The sequence below is a fragment of the Emticicia aquatica genome (assembly GCF_923079645.1).
GTDB classification, from domain to species: Bacteria; Bacteroidota; Bacteroidia; order Cytophagales; family Spirosomataceae; genus Emticicia; species Emticicia aquatica.
In genome coordinates this window covers 585,294-608,322 of the sequence record NZ_CAKLPY010000002.1, presented here as the reverse complement: position 1 = coordinate 608,322, position 23,029 = coordinate 585,294, and the positions used below count along the sequence as shown (strand labels likewise).

The 23,029-nt window shown below is 35.4% G+C and carries 22 protein-coding genes and 1 tRNA gene; 14 read left to right on the top strand and 9 right to left on the bottom strand.

Annotated elements, in window-relative coordinates:
* The first annotated feature begins 74 nt into the window (after positions 1-74).
* Positions 75-506 (top strand): CHRD domain-containing protein, encoded by a 432-nt coding sequence (locus MJQ71_RS12275; protein WP_238806915.1) that lies wholly within the window; start codon positions 75-77, stop codon positions 504-506.
* A gap of 53 nt (positions 507-559) precedes the next feature.
* Here MJQ71_RS12275 and MJQ71_RS12270 read toward each other — a convergent pair whose 3' ends face one another.
* The 4 genes from MJQ71_RS12270 to MJQ71_RS12255 form a co-directional block, all read right to left on the bottom strand.
* On the bottom strand, positions 560-1,936 hold the full coding sequence (locus MJQ71_RS12270) for an MATE family efflux transporter (protein ID WP_238806914.1): 1,377 nt from the start codon (positions 1,934-1,936) through the stop codon (positions 560-562).
* Between the two features lie 235 nt (positions 1,937-2,171).
* Entirely contained in the window at positions 2,172-2,762 is a 591-nt protein-coding gene (locus MJQ71_RS12265) for a 3'-5' exonuclease (protein WP_238806913.1), read from the bottom strand.
* A 55-nt stretch (positions 2,763-2,817) separates the two neighbouring features.
* Entirely contained in the window at positions 2,818-4,263 is a 1,446-nt protein-coding gene (locus MJQ71_RS12260; protein ID WP_238806912.1) for an APC family permease, read from the bottom strand.
* 46 nt (positions 4,264-4,309) lie between these two features.
* The gene (locus MJQ71_RS12255; protein WP_238806911.1) at positions 4,310-5,965 is read right to left on the bottom strand and encodes an amino acid permease; all 1,656 of its coding nucleotides are present in this window, start codon (positions 5,963-5,965) and stop codon (positions 4,310-4,312) included.
* 245 nt (positions 5,966-6,210) lie between these two features.
* Here MJQ71_RS12255 and deoC point away from each other — a divergent pair, with 245 nt between their 5' ends.
* From deoC to MJQ71_RS12235, 4 genes are all read left to right on the top strand, one after another.
* The gene (deoC, locus tag MJQ71_RS12250; RefSeq protein WP_238806910.1) at positions 6,211-6,963 is read left to right on the top strand and encodes a deoxyribose-phosphate aldolase; all 753 of its coding nucleotides are present in this window, start codon (positions 6,211-6,213) and stop codon (positions 6,961-6,963) included.
* 486 nt (positions 6,964-7,449) lie between these two features.
* A complete protein-coding gene (locus MJQ71_RS12245; protein ID WP_238806909.1) occupies positions 7,450-8,160 on the top strand; it encodes a GntR family transcriptional regulator in 711 nt (236 codons plus the stop codon).
* 65 nt (positions 8,161-8,225) lie between these two features.
* The gene (locus MJQ71_RS12240; protein WP_238806908.1) at positions 8,226-9,371 is read left to right on the top strand and encodes a Gfo/Idh/MocA family protein; all 1,146 of its coding nucleotides are present in this window, start codon (positions 8,226-8,228) and stop codon (positions 9,369-9,371) included.
* A 120-nt stretch (positions 9,372-9,491) separates the two neighbouring features.
* The gene (locus MJQ71_RS12235) at positions 9,492-9,854 is read left to right on the top strand and encodes a hypothetical protein (protein ID WP_238806907.1); all 363 of its coding nucleotides are present in this window, start codon (positions 9,492-9,494) and stop codon (positions 9,852-9,854) included.
* Positions 9,855-9,922: 68 nt separating this feature from the next.
* On the opposite strand, the gene purH is transcribed toward MJQ71_RS12235, so the two are convergent.
* A complete protein-coding gene (purH, locus tag MJQ71_RS12230) occupies positions 9,923-11,443 on the bottom strand; it encodes a bifunctional phosphoribosylaminoimidazolecarboxamide formyltransferase/IMP cyclohydrolase (RefSeq protein WP_238806906.1) in 1,521 nt (506 codons plus the stop codon).
* Between the two features lie 152 nt (positions 11,444-11,595).
* On the opposite strand from purH, the gene MJQ71_RS12225 reads away from it, so the two are divergent.
* The gene (locus MJQ71_RS12225; RefSeq protein ID WP_238806905.1) at positions 11,596-12,111 is read left to right on the top strand and encodes a hypothetical protein; all 516 of its coding nucleotides are present in this window, start codon (positions 11,596-11,598) and stop codon (positions 12,109-12,111) included.
* 90 nt (positions 12,112-12,201) lie between these two features.
* Here the strand turns inward: MJQ71_RS12225 and MJQ71_RS12220 are convergent, their stop codons facing one another.
* From MJQ71_RS12220 to MJQ71_RS12210, 3 genes are read right to left on the bottom strand one after another with little or no spacing between them, the layout of a single operon-like run.
* Positions 12,202-12,762: a cob(I)yrinic acid a,c-diamide adenosyltransferase gene (locus MJQ71_RS12220; RefSeq protein WP_238806904.1), complete on the bottom strand. Its 561-nt coding sequence runs from the start codon at positions 12,760-12,762 to the stop codon at positions 12,202-12,204.
* Positions 12,759-15,230: a hypothetical protein gene (locus MJQ71_RS12215; protein WP_238806903.1), complete on the bottom strand. Its 2,472-nt coding sequence runs from the start codon at positions 15,228-15,230 to the stop codon at positions 12,759-12,761. The genes MJQ71_RS12220 and MJQ71_RS12215 overlap by 4 nt, the downstream gene beginning before the upstream one ends.
* On the bottom strand, positions 15,187-16,200 hold the full coding sequence (locus MJQ71_RS12210; protein ID WP_238806902.1) for a hypothetical protein: 1,014 nt from the start codon (positions 16,198-16,200) through the stop codon (positions 15,187-15,189). Before MJQ71_RS12210 ends, MJQ71_RS12215 begins: the two co-directional genes overlap by 44 nt.
* Before the next feature lie 205 nt (positions 16,201-16,405).
* On the opposite strand from MJQ71_RS12210, the gene MJQ71_RS12205 reads away from it, so the two are divergent.
* The 8 genes from MJQ71_RS12205 (at position 16,406) to MJQ71_RS12170 (ending at position 22,359) form a co-directional block, all read left to right on the top strand.
* Positions 16,406-16,918 carry a hypothetical protein gene (locus MJQ71_RS12205; RefSeq protein ID WP_238806901.1) on the top strand — a complete coding sequence of 171 codons (513 nt, stop codon included), beginning with the start codon at positions 16,406-16,408 and terminating at the stop codon, positions 16,916-16,918.
* A 23-nt stretch (positions 16,919-16,941) separates the two neighbouring features.
* Positions 16,942-18,150: an S-adenosylmethionine:tRNA ribosyltransferase-isomerase gene (locus MJQ71_RS12200; RefSeq protein WP_238806900.1), complete on the top strand. Its 1,209-nt coding sequence runs from the start codon at positions 16,942-16,944 to the stop codon at positions 18,148-18,150.
* 59 nt (positions 18,151-18,209) lie between these two features.
* Entirely contained in the window at positions 18,210-18,869 is a 660-nt protein-coding gene (locus tag MJQ71_RS12195) for a porin family protein (protein ID WP_238806899.1), read from the top strand.
* 159 nt (positions 18,870-19,028) lie between these two features.
* The gene (tyrS, locus tag MJQ71_RS12190) at positions 19,029-20,348 is read left to right on the top strand and encodes a tyrosine--tRNA ligase (RefSeq protein WP_238806898.1); all 1,320 of its coding nucleotides are present in this window, start codon (positions 19,029-19,031) and stop codon (positions 20,346-20,348) included.
* Positions 20,349-20,492: 144 nt separating this feature from the next.
* Positions 20,493-20,563, top strand: a tRNA-Trp gene (locus MJQ71_RS12185).
* 22 nt (positions 20,564-20,585) lie between these two features.
* Positions 20,586-20,768, top strand: coding sequence for a preprotein translocase subunit SecE (gene secE, locus MJQ71_RS12180; RefSeq protein WP_015028164.1), 183 nt, complete (start codon positions 20,586-20,588; stop codon positions 20,766-20,768).
* A 19-nt stretch (positions 20,769-20,787) separates the two neighbouring features.
* On the top strand, positions 20,788-21,345 hold the full coding sequence (nusG, locus tag MJQ71_RS12175; protein WP_238806897.1) for a transcription termination/antitermination protein NusG: 558 nt from the start codon (positions 20,788-20,790) through the stop codon (positions 21,343-21,345).
* Positions 21,346-21,570: 225 nt separating this feature from the next.
* Entirely contained in the window at positions 21,571-22,359 is a 789-nt protein-coding gene (locus MJQ71_RS12170; protein ID WP_238806896.1) for an SDR family oxidoreductase, read from the top strand.
* A gap of 66 nt (positions 22,360-22,425) precedes the next feature.
* Here the strand turns inward: MJQ71_RS12170 and MJQ71_RS12165 are convergent, their stop codons facing one another.
* Complete coding sequence (locus MJQ71_RS12165; RefSeq protein WP_238806895.1) at positions 22,426-22,956, bottom strand: YceI family protein; 531 nt, start codon at positions 22,954-22,956, stop codon at positions 22,426-22,428.
* Between the last annotated feature and the right edge of the window lie 73 nt (positions 22,957-23,029).

The following is a 23,029-nucleotide window of genomic DNA, read 5'->3' as shown; positions in this document are numbered from 1 at the left end:
ATACTACTATTGCAACCGCAGGCCGAGAATACTCGTATATCTCAATGAATCAAAACAATAAATGTTACTAAAAAATGAAAAAAATCTTAACTATCGCCATTATTTTGGCTGGAATGACGCTTGCTTCGTGTAAAAAAGAAGAAGTTGTATCGTCTGATGTTGCTTTTATGGCAATGTTGACTGGCTCTGAAGAAGTACCAGCAGTAACAACTAATGCTTCAGGAATGTTTGATGCGGTTTATAATAAGGACACCAAAATTTTAACTTACACCATTACTTATTCAGGAATTACGCCTACAGCGTGGCATATTCACAAAGCTGCAAAAGGTATTACTGGAGGGGTGGTTTTTAATTTTGGTACAACTTTTTCTTCACCATTTAAAAGTGCAACCGTAGCTCTTACTGCCGACCAAGAAACAGAGCTAATGGCAGGAAATTATTACGTAAATATGCACTCTGCGAAATCTCCAACTGGTGAAATTCGTGGACAGTTATTGAAACAATAGTATATAATAAAACCTGTAAGCCTTTAAAAACTTACAGGTTTTTATATTGAAAGTTAAACTTGCATTCTTTTCCAACGACCTCTTCTGAATACAAAAATTGCTACAACGGCTAAAATTGATTCACTAATAGCGATTGATGAAAATACACCAAGTGGCCCCCAAGCGAGGTTTTTGGCAAGAAAATATGCTAATGGAATTTCGATTAACCAAAAACATACGAAGTTCATTATTGTTGGTGAAAGCGTATCTCCAGCACCATTTAATGATTGCCCGATAACCATTCCATAACCAAAGAAAATATAGCCTAAACATACGATTTGTAAGCACAAAACACCAGCTTCAACAACTTTTGGCTCATTTGTGAAAATTTCAACAAAGTCTTTGGCACAGAAAGCAAAAATGATTCCGACCAAAAGCAAGAATAACATATTGAAGAAAGCAGTTCGCCAAACGGAGGTTTCTGCCCGTTCGGGTTTTCCTGCTCCGAGATTTTGGCCAACCAAAGTTGCGGCAGCATTTGACATTCCCCAAGAAGGTAAAATTGTAAAAATGATAATACGAATAGCAATCGTATATCCAGCCACTACTTCACTACCAAAAGTAGATAAAATTCGGGTCAAGAAAATCCAACTCGCTGATTGAATCAAAAATTGTCCAGTACCACCCGCAGCTACACTGAGCATATTTTTAATAACCTCTTTGTTAGGAACAAATTGTTTGATAAGGATCTGAACATTACCATTTCCACCGTAAAGTGCGTATAATTGGTATAAAACGCCAATCGTTCGTCCAACGGTTGTGGCAATTGCTGCCCCTTCAACCCCAAATCCTAAGATAGGAATTAGGATAAAATCCATGGCAATATTGATAAAATTAGCAATCAGAATCGACCGCATAGCCGTTGAAGCATCGCCAGCTCCACGCAAAGCTCCACTAAGTGTATAAAGTAAAACGATTGACGGACTACTGGCAAAAATAATTCGTGTAAAACTTGAGCCTTTTTCAATCAAATGCTCGCTTCCACCCATTAAACGCAAAATATCTTCTGCAAAAACAAAGCCGATAATACCAACCGAAATGCCCAAAACCAATGAAATCATAATAACTTGTGCAACTGCCAAACCGCCACCGATTTTATTGCCTTCACCTACTCGTCGAGCAACGATAGCCGTTGCGGCAGCACTCAAACCAATAGCTACTGAGTAAATTAATGTTAAAACAGATTCGGTTAGACCGACAGTTGCTACGCCTTCTGTACCAACATAACGTGCCACAAAAAAGGCATCCACAACTGCAAAGAGCGACTCTCCAATCATTTCCAAAATCATGGGTACAGAAAGCAGAAATATCGCTCGATTGATACTTAATTCGGTGTAATTTTGTTCTTCGCCACGAATAGCTTGTATAAATAAATGTAATATTTTTCGCATGAAAGTATGGTTAAACGTCCGATAAAATCGGATTACGGAATAAAAAATAGGTAATAAAATGACTGGATTTATGAAAATAAATCCGAGTGATATAAAAGAAAGAGTAGAAAAAACTTGCTATTAGCAAGCAATATCGAGCAGAATCATGGGCTTTTCAAATTTTGTATTACAAATTTAGGGGAATGTTTCTTTTTTACAAAATTTTGTAGTGCGATTTTTGAAAATTAATCAACGTTTACGCCCGAACCACACCCCGAATTAATAACTCCCAAAAACACTTGGCTGTAGCTTCAATATCAACGCTAGCATCATGGGCGTCGTTGATTGGTTCGTTGAAAAGTTTAAGGTATAATTCTTCTAATTTTGGCCATTTATAGCTATTTTTTCCTTGTATTCTGCAAAAATTTACTACGTTTTTGTCTTTCATTGTGCAAAAACTTCTTTTGGTCAAAATGATTTTTGGGTCAAAAGATTTTCTGACAAACTCTGCTCCAACGATACATTTGTCAAAATCAAAATTATGAGCCACAAGCAATACGGCTTCATTTACAGCTTTTTCAAAAACTGCTAACACTTGTCGTAAATCCTGTCCTTCGGTTTGAGCTTGATGGTTTGAAATTCTATGAATAAGTGTAGCGTCTCTTGGTATTGAAAAACCTTCGGGTTTGATGATATAATTGTGTTTTGAAGCCAGACTTCCATCTTCAAAATATTCAATGAAAGCCAATTGTACCAAGCGTGGCCAATTACTGACTTGTGTAATCGGAGCATTGTAATATTGTGGCAATCCAGTAGTTTCGGTATCGAAAAAGAGGATTTTTCGCATGATTATATTTCGCAATTAGCTTTTAGCTAATCGCTAAAAGCTAATTGCTGAGGGTTTATTCTTTTTTACTATTAAACCAATAATAAACTGGAATTCCTAGGGCTACAATTCCGAGTCCAGGATAAGTAAATTGAGGTTTTTCTTTCACTAAAATCAAAACAATAATTGAAGCAATGATTACGTAAATCATCGGAATGATAGGATACCCAGGAGCTTTGATTGGACGTTCGGCATCAGGCATTTTTTTACGTAAAATAAAAATTCCGTAGATAGTGAAGGCGTAGAATAAAATCACAACACCCATTAAATAGTCGAGTAAATCGCCATATTTGCCAGTTAAACAAAGAAAAGAAGCCCAAAAACATTGCCACCAAAGGGCATTTTGTGGAACACCCGCTTCGCTCAGTTTTCCAAAGTTTTTGAAAAATAAACCATCTTTCGCCATTGTGTAATATACCCTAGCTCCTGATAAAATTAAACCATTGTTGCAGCCAAATGTCGAAATCATAATCAAAATGGCTACTATTACCGAAAATCCTTGTCCACCAATCACTTGTGCAGCAGCGGCAGCAACTCTGTCTTCTGAAGCAAACTGAATGCCTCGACTCATTACATCCGCTCCATTGGGGTCTCCTTTTAGTGGCAAAATACAGAGGTAAGCAATGTTCATCAAAATATACAAAGCAGTTACCAAAATTGTACCGATTGCCAAACCTCTTGGAATCGTTTTTTCGGCATTTACTACTTCATCTCCCGCAAATGTCAAGCCGTTCCAGGCATCACTTGAAAACAGCGTTCCGACTTGCGTTACACCAATTGCCAAGATAATTCCAAAGCCCGTAATACCTGTTACAATCCATTGTCCATCAACTTTGGCAGTACTTGACGCATCAAAAAGGTTAGTAAAATTTTGAGAAATGATGTTAGCGTTTGCTCCTAAAATAAAGCCCAAAATAATGAGCATTGCGATTGCTCCAAGCTTTGTTGTACTAAAAATATTTTGAATAATTTTTCCTTCTTTCACACCTCTTGTATTGGCATAAGTAAGCAAAATAATACTTATGATGGCTAATAAGCGTTGAGAAGTGAGTTTAAAACTTGTGTCGCCAATACTAAAAAACTCATGTTTATCGCTAATAAAATTTGGAAAAAGTACGCCCGCATATTTTGCGAAAGCCACCGCAACAGCAGCGATTGTTCCAGTTTGAATAACAGCAAAAAATGACCAGCCATATAGAAATCCAGTGAGTTTTCCATAAGCCTTTTGGAGAAATACATATTGACCGCCCGCTTGTGGAAACATGGCGGTGAGTTCGCCGTAGCACAATGCTCCAACCATCGTTAAGACACCAGCCAAAAGCCAAGAGGCTAATAACCAACCAGTTGAGCCAACTTGTCGAGCCACATCGGCACTCACAATAAAAATTCCAGAACCAATCATCGAACCCGAAACGAGCATGACTGCATCGTATAAACGGATTTCTTTTTTAAAATTTGCCAAAGTAGTAAAGAGGTTAGGGTTTATAAATCAGTGTGTTTGTGATATTTTACTTTTTCGCTAATTTGCTATGACTATATCCATAAGAAAAATAGATAACTAAGCCAATTGTCATCCAGATAATAAACATTCGCCAGTTGGTCCAACCTAGTTCGGTCATTAAATATAAGTTAGTTAATATGCCAAAAATAGGGAGTAGCGAAAAGTTAAACATAAAACTCATGACTGATAAAACGCCCCAAGCTGCCCAGAAGATAAAAAGTAAAGGTTTTTCTTGTAGATGTTGCACCACATCACCTTGTGAATAAGTAAAATACAATGCACCAATCATCAGGATTCCGCATAAATATTTAGCATTGATGTAAGGGATTTTAAATTTAGCATCTTTGCTCATCCCTTTTGTATCGAGGTATAAAACTCCTGCACAAACCAGAATAAAAGCAAAAAATGTTCCGACGCTCGTTAAGTCAACGAAGAAACTCATCTTGAAAAATAATGAAGGAACAGCCACTAAAATACCAGTAATAATAGTTGCAAAACCAGGTGTTTTGAATTTTGGGTGAATTTCACCGAATTTTTTTCCCAATAAACCATCACGGCTCATGGTCATCCAAATACGTGGTTGACCGATTTGATAAGCCAGCAAAGCACTTGTAATTGCCACAACGGCACTCACTGAAATGATACCAGCCACTGCATCGAAGCCGACATTTGAAAATACATAAGCCAATGGGTCTGCAACATTTAACTCTTTATAATTGACCATTCCAGTCAATACCAATGAAATAAGTACGTATAAAACTGTACAAATAATCAAACACAGAATCATGGCTCTGGGTAAATCTCTTTGGGGATTTTTGGCTTCCTCGGCAGTGGTTGAAATCGAATCAAAACCAATAAAAGCAAAGAATACAGCCGCAACTCCGCTCAAAACACCTTGAACACCATTTGGAGCAAAAGGTGACCAATTAGCAGGTTTTACGTAAAAAACACCTGCTACTATTACTAAAAGAATGACTAAGAGTTTTAAACCAACCAAAAAATTACTTGCGTTACGAGATTCTTTGATACCGATATAACAGAGAGAAGTTATCAATACTGTAATCATTCCTGCAGGAAGATTGAAGATTATTTTTAGAAAACCAAAACTCGGAGCATCCTGAAAAGCTTGGGCTAGGCGTTTGGTGCCATCATTTATTTCAGTACTATTTGCTTGCACACTTTCAAAAGCTTCTTTGGCAGTTGTATAATCAATGGCTAGCCAGACAGGAAAATGCACACCAAATCCCTCAAGCATAGATGTAAAATAACTTGACCAAGAAATAGCTACAACCATATTTGAAACAGCATATTCGAGAATCAAAGCCCAACCGATAATCCAAGCAAGCATTTCACCAAACGATACGTAAGCGTATGTATAAGCACTGCCGCTGACAGGAACCATTGATGCAAATTGTGCGTAGCTCAAAGCTGTAAATACGCAAGCGATAGCAACAAAAACAAAAAGTAAAGAAACCGCTGGCCCGCCATTAAAACTCGCCAAACCGATTGTACTAAAGATACCCGCTCCGATAATAGCCGCAATACCAAGCAGTGTTAAATCTCTGACTCCAAGCACTTTTGCCAATGAATGCTCGCTATCTCTGTCTTCTGTTTCTTTAATGGCTTGCTTAACATCCTTTCTACGAAAAAGTGAATTACTCATATAAGTTTTAATAAGTTTAGGTTTAGTCTTGCTGATTACTTTCCAAAACTATTAAAAAAACGGCAGGAATGGTGTGCAATTAGATAATTATTTCTTGAAGAATACTTGTTTTTAGCAAAAAACAGCTTTTTAGAAAGCCAACCAAAAAAGATGACTATCTTTTCTTTCATTAACTTGTCTATACAAGTTGGGTGTTTTATATTTGTGTTTTTAAGAAGTTTCAAAAACAAAATAAACCAAATAAAATGAAATATTCTCTCCATCAAATTGCAAAAATGATTGACCATTCTTTGCTGCATCCCACGATGACCGATTCCGAACTGACTAATGGTTGCGAACTAGCCAAATATTATGACGTAGCAACGGTTTGTATCAAACCTTACTTTGTGAAACAAGCTGTTGAGCTACTCAAAGATTCGGATGTGGCTGTTTGCACAGTTGTAGGTTTTCCGCACGGAAGCAGCATGATTCAACAAAAAGTTGCTGAAACCCGTCAAGCGTGTAAAGATGGAGCAACCGAAATCGACATGGTGGTAAATGTTGGTAAAGTTTTATCGGAAGATTGGCGATACGTGAAAAAAGAAATCAATGCAATCTTAAAAGAAAGCCATAAACACGGAGCAATTTTAAAAGTTATTTTTGAAAATGACTTTTTACCTAAAGACAAACATAAAATTAAACTTTGCAAAATTTGTAGCATCGTTGGCGTAGAGTTTATCAAAACCTCAACTGGATATGGCTATGTAAAACAAGCTAACGGCGATTATAATTACAAAGGAGCAACCGACCATGATTTATTATTAATGAGGAAACATGCTTCCGAAAATGTTCAGATTAAAGCCGCAGGTGGCATACGAACACTTGATGGTCTATTAAAAGTAATGGATATGGGTGTAACACGTTTAGGAGCGTCGGCTACCGCAACAATTATGGAAGATGCAAAACAACGTTTGGGTTTAGTATCAAAAGAAGTAGCAAATTCGACTGTTGGCTATTAAGAATGATGATACACTGAAAAATGTGCGTGGCTATTATTCTTAAAATTACCTTATTTTCAATCTTACATGAATTGCATTTTTTGAAAAAAAATAATACTTTTTTGACTATTTATTGTCCAAAATGTATTAATTGTAAAAAAAACAATTAAAATATTTGTCTGTATAACGATTTTTAATTTCTTTTGTACATAAGTTTTTTGTTGTCTATACAAGTTGTATAAAATATATTTGACTTTTACAAAAGTCTAAAAGAGTTTGAGTACCCCGTTTATCGGGTTTATTCATCATAGGTTAAAGTATTTTCGTCTTGGAAAGGCATTTGGGATTCCTAAATGCCTTTTTTCATAGCCGTTTTTGAATAATCGATGAGATAATTTTAAAATTTACTCATTTGTAAATTGCTATAATATTGACTTTATTCAACTACATTTGCTTTCTGAAAATTAAGTAAATTAGTAACATTGAGGTGCTACAGTTGACCGACTTATGAAAATACCGCTTTATCGTCAAATACAAGCTAGTTTAAAAGAAAAAATTACGTCGGGCATCTATGAAGAAGGAGGGTTACTTCCATCTGAAAATGACCTTTGTACTGAATTTAATGCTACCCGAATGACCGTTCGACAAGCATTGAATGAACTCGTGCGAGAAGGTTACATAACTCGACAACATGGAAAAGGAAGTACGGTTTCGGCAAGTAGAAAATCGTTGGGCTTATTGTCATTGAAAGGCTGGACGGAAGTTGTCGTAGCAAGCGATAGACACGGTAAAACATTAGTTTTGGAAGGACCTATGTTGAAAAAAATGCAAAACCCAATTTTTCGACCTTTGATTGACACAGAAAGTGACGAAGATTTTATTTTCTTTAAACGGTTACGTTTAGTTGAAGATTTGCCAGTGATGTATGAACATACTTATATTCCGAACGATAATTTGCCCAATTTTATTGAAGAACCATTGTTGGAAGGCTCGCTATTTCGCACTTTGTTGATTCGATATCAAATTGATGTACAAAGTATGACACAAGAAGTAAGAGCCATTGCGGCTGATAAAGAAACGGCTAATTTGTTAAAAATTAAGACAAAATCACCTGTTTTGCATCTATTAAGAAAATATAAAACTTCTGTTGAAGGCTTTTTTCTTTATAGCTCAATTTATTGTAATACCGAAAAATTTGCCATAAGTAGTTTTAACTAAAAATCTCTTACTATTTTTGGGACGAAATTCTTTTTTAATATTAACCAACCCCTTTGCCTCAAACCATGAAAAAAATCAAAGTTGCCGTCGTTGGCACGGGTTTTATCGGGCCTGCACACATTGAAGCCCTCCGTCGTTTACCTAATATCGAAGTTTTAGGGCTTTGCGAAGCAAATATTGATTTAGCTAAAGAAAAGGCCGCTGCTCTAGGTATCGAACGTGCGTATATTTTTGAAGATTTGTTGAAAGACGCAGATATTGAGTGTGTACACGTTTGTACGCCAAATTTCTTGCATTATTCACAATCGAAAGCCGTTTTATTAGCAGGTAAGCATGTTGTTTGTGAAAAACCATTGGCAACTAAAATTGAAGAAGCCGAAGAATTAGTGAAATTGGCGGCCGAAACAGGTTTAGTCAATGCTGTTCACTTCAATTTGAGATATTATCCGCTGGTTCGTCAGATGAAAACTATGCGTGAAAAAGGCGATTTAGGCGAAATTTACTCAATCATGGGTAGTTATTTGCAAGATTGGCTTTTCTATCAAACAGATTACAACTGGCGTTTAGAACCTGATAAATCGGGAGATTCAAGAGCCATTGCAGATATTGGTTCACACCTTTTAGATGTAACAGAATACATTACTGGTTTGAAAATCGTTGAAGTAATGGCCGATTTCAGTACTGTTCATAAATCTCGTTTGAAACCATTGAAAGCCATCGAAACATATTCAGGAAAAATGTTGGAAGCGTCTGATTATCAAGAAGTTCCGATTAATACTGAAGACCATGCAAGTGTACTTTTGAGATTTGACAACGGAAATAAAGGAAGCGTAACAGTGAGCCAAGTTTCAGCTGGACGAAAAAATAGATTGAATTTGGAAATTTCTGGCTCAAAAGCAAACTTTGAGTGGTGTTCTGAAAAACCAAACGAAATGTGGGTAGGAAAACGTGACGGAGCAAACCAACAATTGATGAAAGACCCATCGTTGTTTTATCGTGAAGCACAAAGCTTAATCAGTTTCCCTGGTGGACATAATGAAGGTTTTCCTGATACTTCAAAACAATTATTTAAGGAAGTTTATGCAGCCGTTGCAGCAGGAAAACAACCAGAAAATCCTACATTCCCAACCTTCGCCGATGGTTTGCGTGAATTGTTAATTTGTGAAAGAATCATCGAAAGTCACCGTAAGCAAGCTTGGGTTTCTATCTGATAGTTTCGGAGATATTAATTTATCATTAAGAAAAGGGTTTTCATGTATTTGAAGACCCTTTTTAATTGTAAAATGACCTACATTTACTACCATTTATAATATTTTACAAAATGTAAATGTATGAAATCTATAAAGTGGTGTTGGATTTTATTTGTTTTGGGGTTTTGGGGGTGCTTAAATACGAAAGGAGTTAACCCAAATATGTGTCGAGCGGATGAAAATATACTAGTAAGTTTCAAAAGCGATATTTTACCAATTATCAAAAAAGAGTGTTTACAATGTCATGATTCTAAAAATCATTTTGATGGTTTAATAATTGAGACTTATCAACAAGTATATTCAAGTGCAAATAGTGGCGAACTTTACAACTCTATTGTTTCTGTCAATGGCTATTCACCAAAAATGCCTAAAGGTGGTAAATTGTCAGATTGTGATGTGGCAATAATTAAAAAATGGATTGACCAAAAGATGGAGAATAATTGATTGGCTCTGATAATAAAAAAGCGAACCATTCTCCGAACAGTTCGCTTTTTACTAACAAATATATAATCTTAGTGCAAGAAGTGTCTAACGCCAGTCATAACCATCGAAAGACCGTTTGCATTACAATAATCAATCGAATCTTTATCACGGATTGAGCCACCTGGTTGAACAACTGTTGTGATGCCAGCTTGGTGAGCAATTTCAACACAATCAGCAAATGGGAAAAATGCTTCTGAAGCCATTGCAGCTCCGTTGAGGTCGAAACCAAATGTTTTTGCTTTTTCGATTGCTTGTTTCAAGGCATCAACACGTGAAGTTTGCCCAACACCACAAGCCAGCATTTGACCATCTTTTGCCAAAACTACATTATTCGATTTCAAATGTTTACAAATCTTTAAGGCAAATTCTAAAGCTTTGACATCGCTTTCACTTGGAGCTTTTTCGGTTGCTACCGTAAAGTTTTTTGCTGTTTCTATCGAATTGTCTTTGTCTTGTTCCAAAACGCCATTCAAAAGCGTTTTAAATTGTTTTTTACTTACTTCAACAGGTTTTCTGATTAACAAACGACGGTCTTTTTTCTTTTTCAAGATTTCTAAAGCATCAGCATCAAAACTCGGAGCAATGAGTATTTCAAAGAAAAGTTTGTGCAGTTCCTCGGCAGTGGCCAAATCTACGTTAGCATTTGTAATAATTACACCACCAAACGCCGAAACAGGGTCGCAAGCCAAAGCGTTTACATAAGCTTCTTTGGCCGTTGGGGCGGTTGCTACGCCACAAGCGTTATTATGTTTCACGATTACAAATGAAGTTTCAGTAAATTCATCCATCAAACGCACGCATGATTCTACATCCATAAGGTTATTGTACGATAATTCTTTCCCATGAATTTGCTCAAACATTGCATCCAAATCACCATAAAATGTAGCAGCTTGGTGTGGATTTTCGCCATAGCGTAAGACTTTTTTAGGTAATAAATCAAAACTTTGCGTAGAAGTATAAACATCATCAGCAAAGTAATTATGAATAGCTGTATCATAACTAGAACTCATCTGGAAGCCTTCTTTTGCATAACGGCGACGGTCAGATAGGTCTGTTGAACAGTCTTTTTCTTTTAAAATTTCATAGACATCGTCGTATTGGTCACGTGACGAAACGATCAATACATCGTTAAAGTTTTTGGCCGCTCCACGAATCAAAGAAATGCCACCAATATCAATTTTTTCAATAATATCTTCTTCATCTGCTCCCGAAGCAACAGTTTCTGTAAAAGGATATAAATCAACAATCACCAAGTCAATTGATGGAATCTCAAATTGAGCAGCAGTTTGTACATCTCCTTCGTTATCTCGGCGGTAAAGAATTCCTCCAAAAACTTTCGGGTGAAGGGTTTTTACTCGTCCGCCAAAAATTGAAGGATAACTTGTGAGGTCTTCAACGGCTGTTACAGGAATTCCTAAATCTTCAACAAATTTTTGCGTACCACCTGTCGAAAAAATTTGAACATTATGCTCGTGAAGTAAAGTTACGATTTTGTCTAAACCGTCTTTGTAATAAACCGAAATAAGTGCCGATTGTATTTTCTTGGTCATTTTGGAATGATTTTTGCAGTATTATTTAACAGAAATGTTAGCTAGTCGTGCCAGTTTTTTGGTTTTGACTCCTAAATATTGAAAGTGCAAATTTAATGCTTTTTCTTGATAAGATAGTAATTGACCTTAAAACATTAAAAAAATAGCAAGAAATGATTAAAAATAGTCTATTATTGACCATTTCAACGCTTGTTTTAGGGGTAAATATTTTCGCACATTCTCAGAATAGTACAAATTTTGAAAAACAATATTTAGGCGTTCGATACAAAGATTATCGTGAGTTGAGAGGTATCGTAAAGGTAAATAGTAATATGATTAATTTACACTACGGTATTGCACTTATGAAAAGGGAAGATAAACATTTTCTTTTTTTATCAAAAATAGAAAATTCTGAACATAGTAAAGGTGATTTTCAGCTTAGAGTAATCGACATTGTTGAGATTCCGAAATTCAACGAATATTACCAATGTGTGTCCGTAAAAGGGTGTTCGCAAAATGGTAAAAGTGACCCAACTTTGTTTGCTTTATCAACAGTTGAGCCTCAAAAATACCTCACCAAAATTGTAAAGGTTTGGAAATTAGATAAGCCAAGTGGTAAAATTTCGGAATTTTCAAAAGCTGGAATTAAGTGCATTAATCAGGCTCAAGAAACAGTTTTAAATGAATAATTTGAGTGAAGTAGTGAAGGAGTTAACTCCTCGCTACTGAGCGTTTCTATACGGGGTGCAAGTTGGCCGAAAGGTGGCTTGCATCTTTTTTTATGACTTGTTTATCCGTGGTTTCCAAGCTACTTCTTCACTGCCTATTTCTTGTGTCATTTTTCGTGAAAGTACAAAAAGATAATCAGAAAGACGATTTAAGTATTTGATAATCAATGAATTAACCTCTTCTTCGGTCGAAAGTCGTATACTCAAACGTTCGGCTCTACGACAAACCGTTCGAGCAATGTGTGTGTAAGAAACCGATTGATGCCCGCCTGGTAATACAAACGCCCGAAGTGGAGGAATTTCCATGTCCATTTTATCCATTTCTTTTTCCAAAAGGTCAATGTCTTCATCCAAAAGGTCAGGAATTTTTTTTCGACGAACTTGCTCAGGTTCGGAAGCTAAATCTGAGCCAATAGTAAATAATCGGTCTTGAATTTCCTTTAAAATATCTTTTCTTGATTCGTTAATAACTTGGTCACGAACCAAGCCAATCCACGAATTTAGTTCATCAATTGTGCCGTAAGTTTCGATTTTCAAATCAGCTTTACTGATTCGAGTGCCGCCCACAAGCGAAGTTGTGCCTTGATCTCCAGTTTTTGTATATATTTTCATTTTCCTGCCAAATAATCTTGATAAGTGCTACATTCGTCAATCAATTGCTCTTCATAGGTTGTACTACCATATTTTGTTTTCAAAAGATTGAAATAAATCGAATAATTTTCTTTTCTCAAATTTGCTAACGTTTGTTTAATTTCGGCCTCTTTTTTTGTTATTTCATCTTCAGGAAGCAAGTAAAGACCATCGTACATTTTAGCCGAAATCATGTTGTACTTTATCTGTTGGCAAGTAGCCGCCAAATAACAAGCTTTTGCCGCAAGTTCAGGTTTAGGCGATGTTTTCATGGCTTTATCAAAATAAAATAAGGCTTTATCGTAAGTATAATAATCGTCTTTTGTATTTGCTTTTTCATAGCTACTCCAAGCACGGCGAAGCAAAATCCAGCTATTTCCATAATAACTCATATTATAAGTGCCACAACCGAGCAATAACCAACTTTCCGAATCATTCGGATTTTGTTTTACCTTCGTTTCTAAACTTGCCATGCGAGTGGCAAACGAAAGTGGCGTAACTTTTTGTTCAGCATCGGCATCGCCTTGTCCATTCAAACTAAACGGATTTACGTCTAAATATGTTTGGAAAGGTTCATTTTGCCATGTTTTTTGGTCAATGTGTTGCCAAGCGTTGGCGGCCTCTGTGTAACGATGTTCGGCCAATGCCCTTCGACCTAAAACCATGTATAAATAATCGTTGTTGAAACCTGCTAGTTTTTGTAATCTTTTATCGAAATCATTTGTTGATTTTTTAGAGAAATAATCAATTACGTAGCTGATATTTTGTGATGAAGTTGAGTCTTCAATGGCGTATTGGTCAGTATTGCTCAAAAATGAGGCATTTCCACCATATTCATCTTTTTTACTTTGTTGATAGGATGCTAAAACTTTCATAATAAATGCTTTAGCTACATTTTCTGGCGTAGATTGACTATTTGATACTTCTTTTTTACCAAAACAACTCGAAAACCAACCTAATGTTTTCGTACTTGTTTTCTGAGAAGTATTACTATTTGAGCCTTGATTTTCGGAAAATTCGTCATTTATTGTTAATCCTTCATATTTTGCTGCCAAAATTTTACAAGTAGCATTAAAATTATTGGCGGTTCGGAATTTATCAGAACGAGCGAAACGCTCTAAAAGTGGAATTACGGCAGCTTCCATTTTTGGGGTTACATCTGGGGTTTCATTGACCAAAAAAATCATTTCTTGTATCGCAATTTGGTCTTTGATTCCTTGATTATTTGTCGGAATTGCCTTTGCTTTTTGGAGCAATTCGTTAGCTTTCTCGAGGTCTTTTCCAATGAAAGCTAAATAAGAAGCAGCCGTGTACCAAAATGGAGAATCTTTTAAATTTTCTTTTTCAGCAGATTCGAGATTAAAAGCCAAGAGTTTTTCAAAATATGTGTGAGCGTTAGCTTTCCAATCAACCTTTTTTAAAGAATCAACACCCCAAAAAGTATAAACCATTTCTTCAGATGTAGAGAAAAAGAATTTCTCATTTTTATTGATTTCACGAGCCATAACAAACTCAATCAAAGGATTTTTGGCGTCTAAATCACGCATTTTTTCGAGCATTGGCAAGCCATCTTGAAATGGTAAAACGGCGGTTGCTGCGTAAACATTCGCTTTTTCAGTGTCGTTTTGACAAAGTTTCAATGCTTCTTCATGAAATCTTGGCGAATATTTTAAACTCAAATAAGCCGCTGATTGTCGAGTTGGGGCATTAATAAACAATTGTGAAAAAAGATAATAAGCCTTCGTGGTGTCGCCAGCGTGCATACAAGCACCAGCCATTCGAGAAGTAGCCCAATCACTAATAAAGGTTTTTTTAGCGATTGGCTTTACCAGTTTTTCATATAATTCAATACTTTTCTTAGGATTTTCTGCTAAATCGGCTACTTTTACTGCTTGATAAGCAAGGCGTTCTTTCAAGAAAATATCTTTGGTTTGTGAATGTTTTGCTTGAATATCCATCAATAAAGCATCAAAATCAGGCTTTACTACTTGTTGATTGGTATCAATAGCAGCATCGTCGAAGTTGCCATTATCAATGGCTTCAATTTGTTTGGCCAAATCCAAATATGCTAAGGCTTCAGTTTTTCCTTTATTTTTTAAAGCATCACTCAAACCAGTTTTATGGGTATCATCATCATAACTTACGTACAATTCCTTTGAAACAACTGCCTCCGAAATTCCTGCATATTTTGCCCAAGCTTTTACATTTTCTATTTGAGCAGCGTCAATATTTGGGTTTTCAGTCCAAACATCACTGTCATAAGTAAATTGAGTTGTGAAATTGTAAGGCCGAAATTTAGCTTCATTTGCTGCACTTTCAGGCGAGAAAAAACTTTTAAATTCATCATAATCAAAAGGCATTGGCCCACAAGCAATGAGCAATAAAATAATAATAGATTTGGTTCGATTACTCAAATGAAGCATAGATTTGAGAGAGTTTTTCGTTGCCATAAAAAGAAATATTCGATTGGTCTAAATGATATAAAGCAAAGGTAAGTTTTTGGGTTGAGATTTTTTCACGCAATGTGGCTGAGCCTTTAATTATTTCGTCGAAACCCACTTCTTCTGCTCGAATAAAATCACCTTTTCTCAGTGAAATTCCGAAGGCAAAAGTGTCTTGTAAAACGTTGTATGTATTGTGGTTTTTTTCTAAAAATTTTTGTTTGCTAAGTAATTGATTATCAAGGTTATTAATAACTGTAAAAAAGGTTTTGTTGCGGTAAATAATTGCCCAACGAAAAATCGGAAAAACAATGTCCAATGGCATTGGATATTTATCTAAAGTGCCTAAATATTGCGAAGCAGCCTCAAGGTCATAAATTGAATTTTTAATTTGCGGCTTTTTCCAATTCGACATATTATAAAACATTAACATTCCACGCTCAACGGGTGGAATTCCAGTTTTGTGGGCAAACTTGATTTGGTGCAAACGAATGGTGGCGGAAAAGGTTTTTTGTGGAAAATTTTTCTTGAGTTGACGAAGTAAATAAAAGTATTTTTGGCGGGTTGAAATCGTCCAATCACAGTCAAATTGTATTTCATCGAAAGTATTTTTTTTCCAAACTAAAACCAAATGTGTTTGAATAAAATCGGCCAAATCATTTAATTTTTCTTCCGAAATTTGACTTAAAACCTGATTTGTAATAAAAATCGTTGGAATAAGCACGAGGCTTTTAGGTAGGTTTTCCTCAAAATGGATGTTTGCTTTCGTAATAAATTGTTTTTTTGAATAATCCCAATCCAAATCGAAAGCTTTTACATAAAGTTTTTGAATGTGGCACGAATCCAACGTTGTTTTTTCGTTTGGACTTAATTTAAAAACAGATTTCCAATAGTAAATTCCTCTTGTTACTTCTTTGGGCGAAGTTTCTTTTTGACAAGACTGGAAAATTATAAACAGAAAAATGAAGCAAAAACGCATGAGTTGAGGTTTCAAAATGAAGTTTCAAAGATACAAATCTGTCATTTGAAATTAGTTTTTTCAATAAAAATCTAATTCTCTCAAATCTCTGACCTAACTTTGTACCCGAAAACATATTTATTGAACAATACGTTTTTCAACAAATACAAATAGTCGTCAAAATAGGTGAATTTCAAGAATAGAAATTCATAATTCATAATTATCTATGTCAATATCAAACGTTTTTTTTAATTTTTGGCGTAAAGCTTCGATGCCATTATTAGTGGTTGCTTTAATGCTTTGTTACTTTACAATGCCAGATAATGCGGCCGTTCATCACGACGAAAAAGGCAATCCAGATGGTTTTATCGACAAACAAACCTTCTTTTATATTACTTTCGGAATCATCATTGCGTTTAATTTTCTTTTAAACACGCTCAAAACGCAAGTATTAAAAATCGATTTTGCGAAATTAAATCCAGTAAGTGTTTGGGCTAAAAAACCAAAAGAATTAAGCGGCGTAATTGAAGGTTGGTTCAACGCTTTTGTAGCAATTATCAATACGTTTATCGTTTTTGTTCTGATTGGTTTACGTCGAATCAATAGCACCGAAGGTCAAAAGCTTGATTTTGATTACAATTGGCTATTAATAGCAGGTTTGGTTTTGCTAATTATACTGATTTTCTTTTTGCCTTTCAGAATATTGTTCACCAATCCTAGCGAGGAAGAAATCAAATAAAAAGCGAGCTATCGAATCAAGAAATGATTGATTTAAACTTAGAAAAATACAATTATCAGCTTCCTGACGAACGAATCGCTCGCTTTCCAGTCGAGCCAAGAGATTCATCTAAGTTGTTGGTTTATAAAGACTTACAACTCTCGGAAGATGTTTTTTATAATATTAAGAATCATCTTCCAAGAAATAGTTTCTTGGTTTTTAACAATACAAAAGTTATTCCTGCTCGTTTGTTTTTTCAGAAAATCAATGGCGTTGTTATTGAAGTTTTTTTATTGAATCCAGTTGAACCCACTAATGTTGTTTCGCAAGTGATGGAAACCACCGAAACTTGCACTTGGGCTTGCATGATTGGCAATAAAAAACGTTTCAAAGAAAAGATTGTAGGAAAATATAGCATTCGTCCCGAAACTGAAAAATTTGATGCTGAACTAGAATTAATCGCAGAATTGGTTGACCACGAAAAAAATTATGTAAAATTTTCGTGGAATAATTCAGATTTAAGTTTTGCTGAAATAGTTAGGTTTTTTGGACAAATTCCTTTGCCTCCATATTTGAAGCGAGAAACCGAACTAAAAGATTATGACACTTACCAAACTGTTTATTCAAAGAATGATGGAGCGGTAGCTGCACCAACGGCTGGCCTTCATTTTACTGAACAAGTTTTTGATGATTTGACTAAAAAAGGCATCAAACACGATTTTGTTACGCTACATGTTGGAGCAGGAACTTTTCAGCCAATAAAAGTGCAAAATGTGGTCGAACACAAAATGCATTGCGAACAAATTGTTTTTGATAAGTCGTTTATAGTCAATTTGTTAGAAAACATTGATTTTGTAATTCCAGTCGGAACAACGTCGATGCGTTCGCTCGAAAGTTTGTATTGGTTTGGTGTAAAATTATTGTCGGGACAGAAAGAATTTTTTATCGAAAAACTTTTTCCTTACAATCAAACTGAAGTTTTTACAGCTCAAGAATCTCTACAAGCGATACTTGATTTTATGACTGCCAACAAACTTTTTCAACTAGTAGGAGAGACCGAAATTTTCATTTTTCCTAGTTATCAATTCCGAATTTGTAAGGGAATCATTACAAATTTTCATCAGCCTGATTCTACATTAATTTTACTTGTGGCGGCATTGGTGGGCGAAAATTGGCAAAAAATTTATGATTATGCCCTAGAAAATAATTTTCGTTTCCTAAGTTATGGTGATTCTTCGCTATTGATTCCGTAATTTTACGGCTCGAATTTCGTTCTAACTAAAAATACATATCATCATTATATAGATTTTCAATGAAAAAAATACTAACCACAATCTTAGTTTTAGTCAATATTATCAGTTTTGCACAAGTTAGACCTGCTACGCAATATGGCTTCAAATTAGGTATCAGTGACTCCTATACTGCTATTATTAATAACCGTTCAAATATTATTCCGAAGTATAAAAACAATATAAATGCTGGAGTATTTTATCGTTGGAATCTCAAAAAAATAAGCGTACAACCTGAGTTGTATTTTCAGGCGAAAGGAGGAACTTTAAAATCGGCAACCAACTTTACAGAAACTGGCAACACGATTTTACGTAACAATTACCAATATTTAACTGGTTCATTGGTTTTGGGATACGAAGTGGCAAAAAACGTTCATTTAGTGGTTGGTCCTGAATACGGTTATTCGCTCAATGCAGGTACAAAACGTGGCCCTTACACAAATTACGATTTGAGTATTGCAGGAGGTGTAAGAATTGATATGCTTGATGCGGCTCATTTGTTTAGTTTAAATATTCGTTATATTCATGGTCTGACTAATACAACCAATAAAACTTATACGCTTGCAGATAAATCAGTGATTCCGCTTAATTTCCAAAATCGTACGTTACAAGTTTCGGCAAGTATTAATTTTAGTGACTATTATCGTTGGTATAAAAAACACGCAATAAAAAAGAAAAAATAAAATTGTAGACTGATTTTCTAAATCGTCAATCAGTAATTATTATTTTTGCAAAAAAAATATTTCGTGCCACGCCCCAAAAGCGTGGCATAATTGTAAATGACAAACAGCGTTGGTTTAATAAACGCTCTTAAATTTTGACAAAGTCAAATTGGTAAGAATATGAATTTTATCGAAGAATTACGCTGGAGAGGAATGTTGCAAGATGCGATGCCTGGCACTGAAGAGCAACTTAATAAAGAAATGACTGCTGGGTATATTGGATTTGACCCAACGGCAAAATCGCTACATATCGGTAATTTAGCAACAATTATGTTACTAAAACACTTCCAATTGGCTGGTCATAAGCCTTTTGCATTGGTTGGGGGTGCAACTGGAATGGTTGGTGACCCTTCGGGAAAAGCCGCCGAACGTCAGTTTTTATCAGAAGAAACATTAAAAGAAAACCAAGAAGGTATTCGTAATCAATTAGCCAAATTTTTGGATTTTGATTGTGGCGAAAATTCGGCCGAAATAGTGAATAACTATGATTGGTTTAAGGAGATTGGTTTTTTAGAGTTTTTGCGAGAAGTAGGAAAATACCTGACCGTTAACTACATGATGTCGAAAGATTCTGTAAAAAATCGCCTTACAACGGGGATTTCTTTTACTGAATTTTCATATCAATTGCTACAAGGCTACGATTTTTATTGGTTATACAAAAACAAAAATGTACGTCTTCAAATGGGTGGTTCTGACCAATGGGGAAATATCACAACTGGTACAGAATTAATTCGTAGAAAAGAAGCCGCAATGGTTGGTGAAAGTGACGAGGAAAATGTTACTTATCAAGCGTATGCACTTACAACGCCATTAGTAACGAAAGCTGATGGAACAAAATTTGGCAAATCGGAAGCAGGGAATGTTTGGCTTGACCCTAGTTTTACATCGCCTTACCAATTTTATCAATTTTGGTTGAGCCAAACTGATATTGATACACCACGTTTGTTGCGTGTGTTTACACTTTATTCAAAAACAGAAATCGAAGCAATCGAAAGCCAACACGCCGACGCCCCACATTTAAGGATTGCACAAAAAGCGTTAGCAAAAGATGTAACCACTCGTGTTCATGGTGAAGAACAATACGAATTAGCAGTAAAAGCGTCAGAAGTTTTGTTTGGCAAAGCAACGCTCGAAACGTTACAAAGTTTAGATGAAGCTACTTTTACAAGCATTTTTGATGGTGTCCCTCAAACTGAAATAGCAAAAGAAGACTGGTTAGCTTGTTCAAGTGTTTTAGACTTGATTTCGGTTGTGACTAACAACGAAGTTTATGCTTCAAAAGGCGAAGCTCGCCGTGCCATGCAAGGAAATGCGGTAAGTGTTAATAAAGTGAAAATTACAGATGAAAAATTAGCCGTTGCCGATTTACAATTATTACAAGGGAAGTATTTGTTAATCGGGAAAGGTAAAAAAAATCATATTATAAAAGTCTTGAATTGATGACCAAAAACTCGTTAAATTCTTTCACAAAAATATTTAACGAGTTACTGACTAAAATTTTTTGGTAGAAATTTGGTCGTACTAATTTGCAAAGAAAAAAAATACACTTATCTTTGCAGTCCCAAACAAAATAAGGGATAAAAAACGGGCATGGTGCAATGGTAGCATACGGGTCTCCAAAACCTTTGATCTGAGTTCGAATCTTAGTGCCCGTGCAATTTTATTAAAAAAGAAATTATGCAAGAATTTTTTAAGAACTCTTGGGAAGAAGTAACCAAAGAGGTAACATGGCCCAAATGGAGTGAACTACAAGCAAGTGCAACACTTGTACTTGTGGCGTCGTTAATTTTTGCCTTAGTGGTAGGTGTTATCGATTTTTTAATCGAAAATGGTCTTCGTTTATTCTACCAGTCAATCTAATAATCCTAAATTACCTACAATGAGCGAAATCAATTGGTACGTTGTGCGGGCAGTTTCGGGACAGGAGAAAAAAATTAAAACCTACATCGAAAACGAAGCAATTCGACGCAAGTTAGATGAATTAATACCAACAATCTTAATTCCTACTGAAAAAATCACTGAAGTTCGCAACGGTAAAAAACGTGTTCGTGAAAAAAGTTTCTTTCCGGGCTATATCATTATCAATGCCGACCTAAATAATGGTGAAGTGCTTCACTTAATTAAAAGTATGCCAGGTGTAATTGGCTTTTTAGGTCGTAATAATGGTACATCCATGACACCTGAGCCGCTACGTCAATCAGAAATTAATCGTATTTTAGGTGTTCAAGAAGAAGTGATTATTGGCGACAATATTTCTTCATCATTGACCTTCACTAAAGGCGAAAATGTAAAAGTAATTGACGGACCTTTCAGCGGATTTGATGGTGCTGTTGAAGAAGTGAATGAAGATAAGAAAAAATTAAGTGTTAGTGTAAAAATCTTCGGTCGTAGTACTCCAGTTGAATTGGGGTATATGCAAGTAGAAAAATTACAATAATAGAAACCAAATATTTGAAAAGCCTTTTTGTTTATAGCAGAAAGGCTTTTTTATTGGGTTTAACTTTAAGTTTTTCTGAATAAAATCTTAAAGTTATCTTTTGGAATGATAACAAGCATTCGATAGTCTATAATTTTAATTTCATTTTTTATGTATAAAACATTGAGCGATGAATTTTTAAATCGGCCAATAAAATTGTATTTTTGAAAAAAATAATACAAAGTTATGAATCTAAACTTGACAGGAAAGACCGCATTTGTTTGTGGTAGTACACAGGGAATTGGTAAAGCTACCGCCATCGAATTAGCTCTTTTAGGGGCAAACATAACGCTTTTAGCTAGAAATGAAGAAAAACTAGAAGCAGTTTTAGATGAATTACCCCGAAAAAAAGGACAAAAACACAGATATTTACTCATTGATTTTTCAAAAACAAACCAAGTAAAATCAAAAATTGAGAGACATTTGAGTAAATATCCCGAAGTACATATTTTAGTCAATAATACTGGAGGGCCAGCGGGTGGGGCAGTGATTGACGCAAATACTGAACAATTTATTCAAGCATTTAACGAACACGTAATTTCAGCTCAAATATTGACGCAGGCCGTTGCTCCATATATGATAAAAGCTGGTTTTGGACGAATTGTAAACGTTACGTCAATCGGAATGAAACAACCAATTGTTGGACTAGGCGTTTCAAATACGATTCGTGGAGCTATGGGTAATTGGGCTAAGTCAATGGCCAATGAATTGGGCAAATTTGGCATAACAACCAATAACGTTTTACCAGGATATACAACTACATCTCGCCTTCAAAAAGTAAACGAAATGAAATCGAATGCAACAAATAAAACGATTGCGGAAGTAGAAGAAGAATTAATCAAAGATATTCCGATTGGACGCTTTACAACGCCACAAGAAACGGCTGCTGTAATTGCATTTTTGTGTTCGCCAGCCGCAGCTTCGGTCAATGGTGTGAGTATTCCTGTTGATGGCGGAAAAACAACTAGTTTGTAGTTTATGCTCTTAAAAAAAAGCTCTCTAATGAAAATTAGAGAGCTTTTTGCGTTTCTGACCTTAAAATTATTTTTGTTTTGCCACTTGGATATTAAACGCTAATTTTACTTCATCGCTTACTACAATACCACCTGCTTCGGTTACTGCACTCCAAGAAAGACCGAAATCTTGACGATTGATTTTTCCAGAAATGTCAAAACCAGCTTTAGTGTTTCCGTAGAAATCACCCATGATTCCGCCAAACTCAGCTTTTAATGTAACAGGCTTGGTTACTCCTTTAATTGTTAAATCTCCATTTACGATATAATTTTCATCGTCAACTTTTTCAAAAGAAGTTGAAACGAAAGTTAACTTAGGAAAAGTTTCTGCGTCAAAGAAATCTGCTGATTTCAAGTGACCATCTCTTTGCTCTTGACCTGTTGAAATGCTATCAATATCAGCAGAGAAACTTACTTTTGCTCCTGCAAAATCACTTTCGTTAGCTGTTTCTACACTGCCTTCATATGTTCCGAAAGTTCCTGTAACTGTCGAAATCATTAAGTGTTTTACTTTGAAATTTACTTCTGAGTGCGTTGGGTCAATTGTCCAGTTTGCCATTTTTTTAATGTTTAATTTTTGAAATATCTTTAATAATGTGTTTACATTGTATGTATATACATATAATACAAAT

Coding starts and splice junctions, on each gene's coding strand:
- MJQ71_RS12265 (WP_238806913.1), bottom strand. CDS start 2,762: ATGCGAAAAATCCTCTTTTTCGATACCGAAACTACTGGATTGCCACAA.
- nusG (WP_238806897.1), top strand. CDS start 20,788: ATGAGCGAAATCAATTGGTACGTTGTGCGGGCAGTTTCGGGACAGGAG.
- deoC (WP_238806910.1), top strand. CDS start 6,211: ATGAAATATTCTCTCCATCAAATTGCAAAAATGATTGACCATTCTTTG.
- secE (WP_015028164.1), top strand. CDS start 20,586: ATGCAAGAATTTTTTAAGAACTCTTGGGAAGAAGTAACCAAAGAGGTA.
- MJQ71_RS12170 (WP_238806896.1), top strand. CDS start 21,571: ATGAATCTAAACTTGACAGGAAAGACCGCATTTGTTTGTGGTAGTACA.
- MJQ71_RS12225 (WP_238806905.1), top strand. CDS start 11,596: ATGATTAAAAATAGTCTATTATTGACCATTTCAACGCTTGTTTTAGGG.
- MJQ71_RS12240 (WP_238806908.1), top strand. CDS start 8,226: ATGAAAAAAATCAAAGTTGCCGTCGTTGGCACGGGTTTTATCGGGCCT.
- MJQ71_RS12245 (WP_238806909.1), top strand. CDS start 7,450: ATGAAAATACCGCTTTATCGTCAAATACAAGCTAGTTTAAAAGAAAAA.
- MJQ71_RS12205 (WP_238806901.1), top strand. CDS start 16,406: ATGTCAATATCAAACGTTTTTTTTAATTTTTGGCGTAAAGCTTCGATG.
- MJQ71_RS12270 (WP_238806914.1), bottom strand. CDS start 1,936: ATGCGAAAAATATTACATTTATTTATACAAGCTATTCGTGGCGAAGAA.
- MJQ71_RS12255 (WP_238806911.1), bottom strand. CDS start 5,965: ATGAGTAATTCACTTTTTCGTAGAAAGGATGTTAAGCAAGCCATTAAA.
- MJQ71_RS12165 (WP_238806895.1), bottom strand. CDS start 22,956: ATGGCAAACTGGACAATTGACCCAACGCACTCAGAAGTAAATTTCAAA.
- MJQ71_RS12200 (WP_238806900.1), top strand. CDS start 16,942: ATGATTGATTTAAACTTAGAAAAATACAATTATCAGCTTCCTGACGAA.
- MJQ71_RS12215 (WP_238806903.1), bottom strand. CDS start 15,230: ATGGCAACGAAAAACTCTCTCAAATCTATGCTTCATTTGAGTAATCGA.
- MJQ71_RS12275 (WP_238806915.1), top strand. CDS start 75: ATGAAAAAAATCTTAACTATCGCCATTATTTTGGCTGGAATGACGCTT.
- MJQ71_RS12220 (WP_238806904.1), bottom strand. CDS start 12,762: ATGAAAATATATACAAAAACTGGAGATCAAGGCACAACTTCGCTTGTG.
- MJQ71_RS12195 (WP_238806899.1), top strand. CDS start 18,210: ATGAAAAAAATACTAACCACAATCTTAGTTTTAGTCAATATTATCAGT.
- tyrS (WP_238806898.1), top strand. CDS start 19,029: ATGAATTTTATCGAAGAATTACGCTGGAGAGGAATGTTGCAAGATGCG.
- MJQ71_RS12235 (WP_238806907.1), top strand. CDS start 9,492: ATGAAATCTATAAAGTGGTGTTGGATTTTATTTGTTTTGGGGTTTTGG.
- MJQ71_RS12210 (WP_238806902.1), bottom strand. CDS start 16,200: ATGCGTTTTTGCTTCATTTTTCTGTTTATAATTTTCCAGTCTTGTCAA.
- purH (WP_238806906.1), bottom strand. CDS start 11,443: ATGACCAAGAAAATACAATCGGCACTTATTTCGGTTTATTACAAAGAC.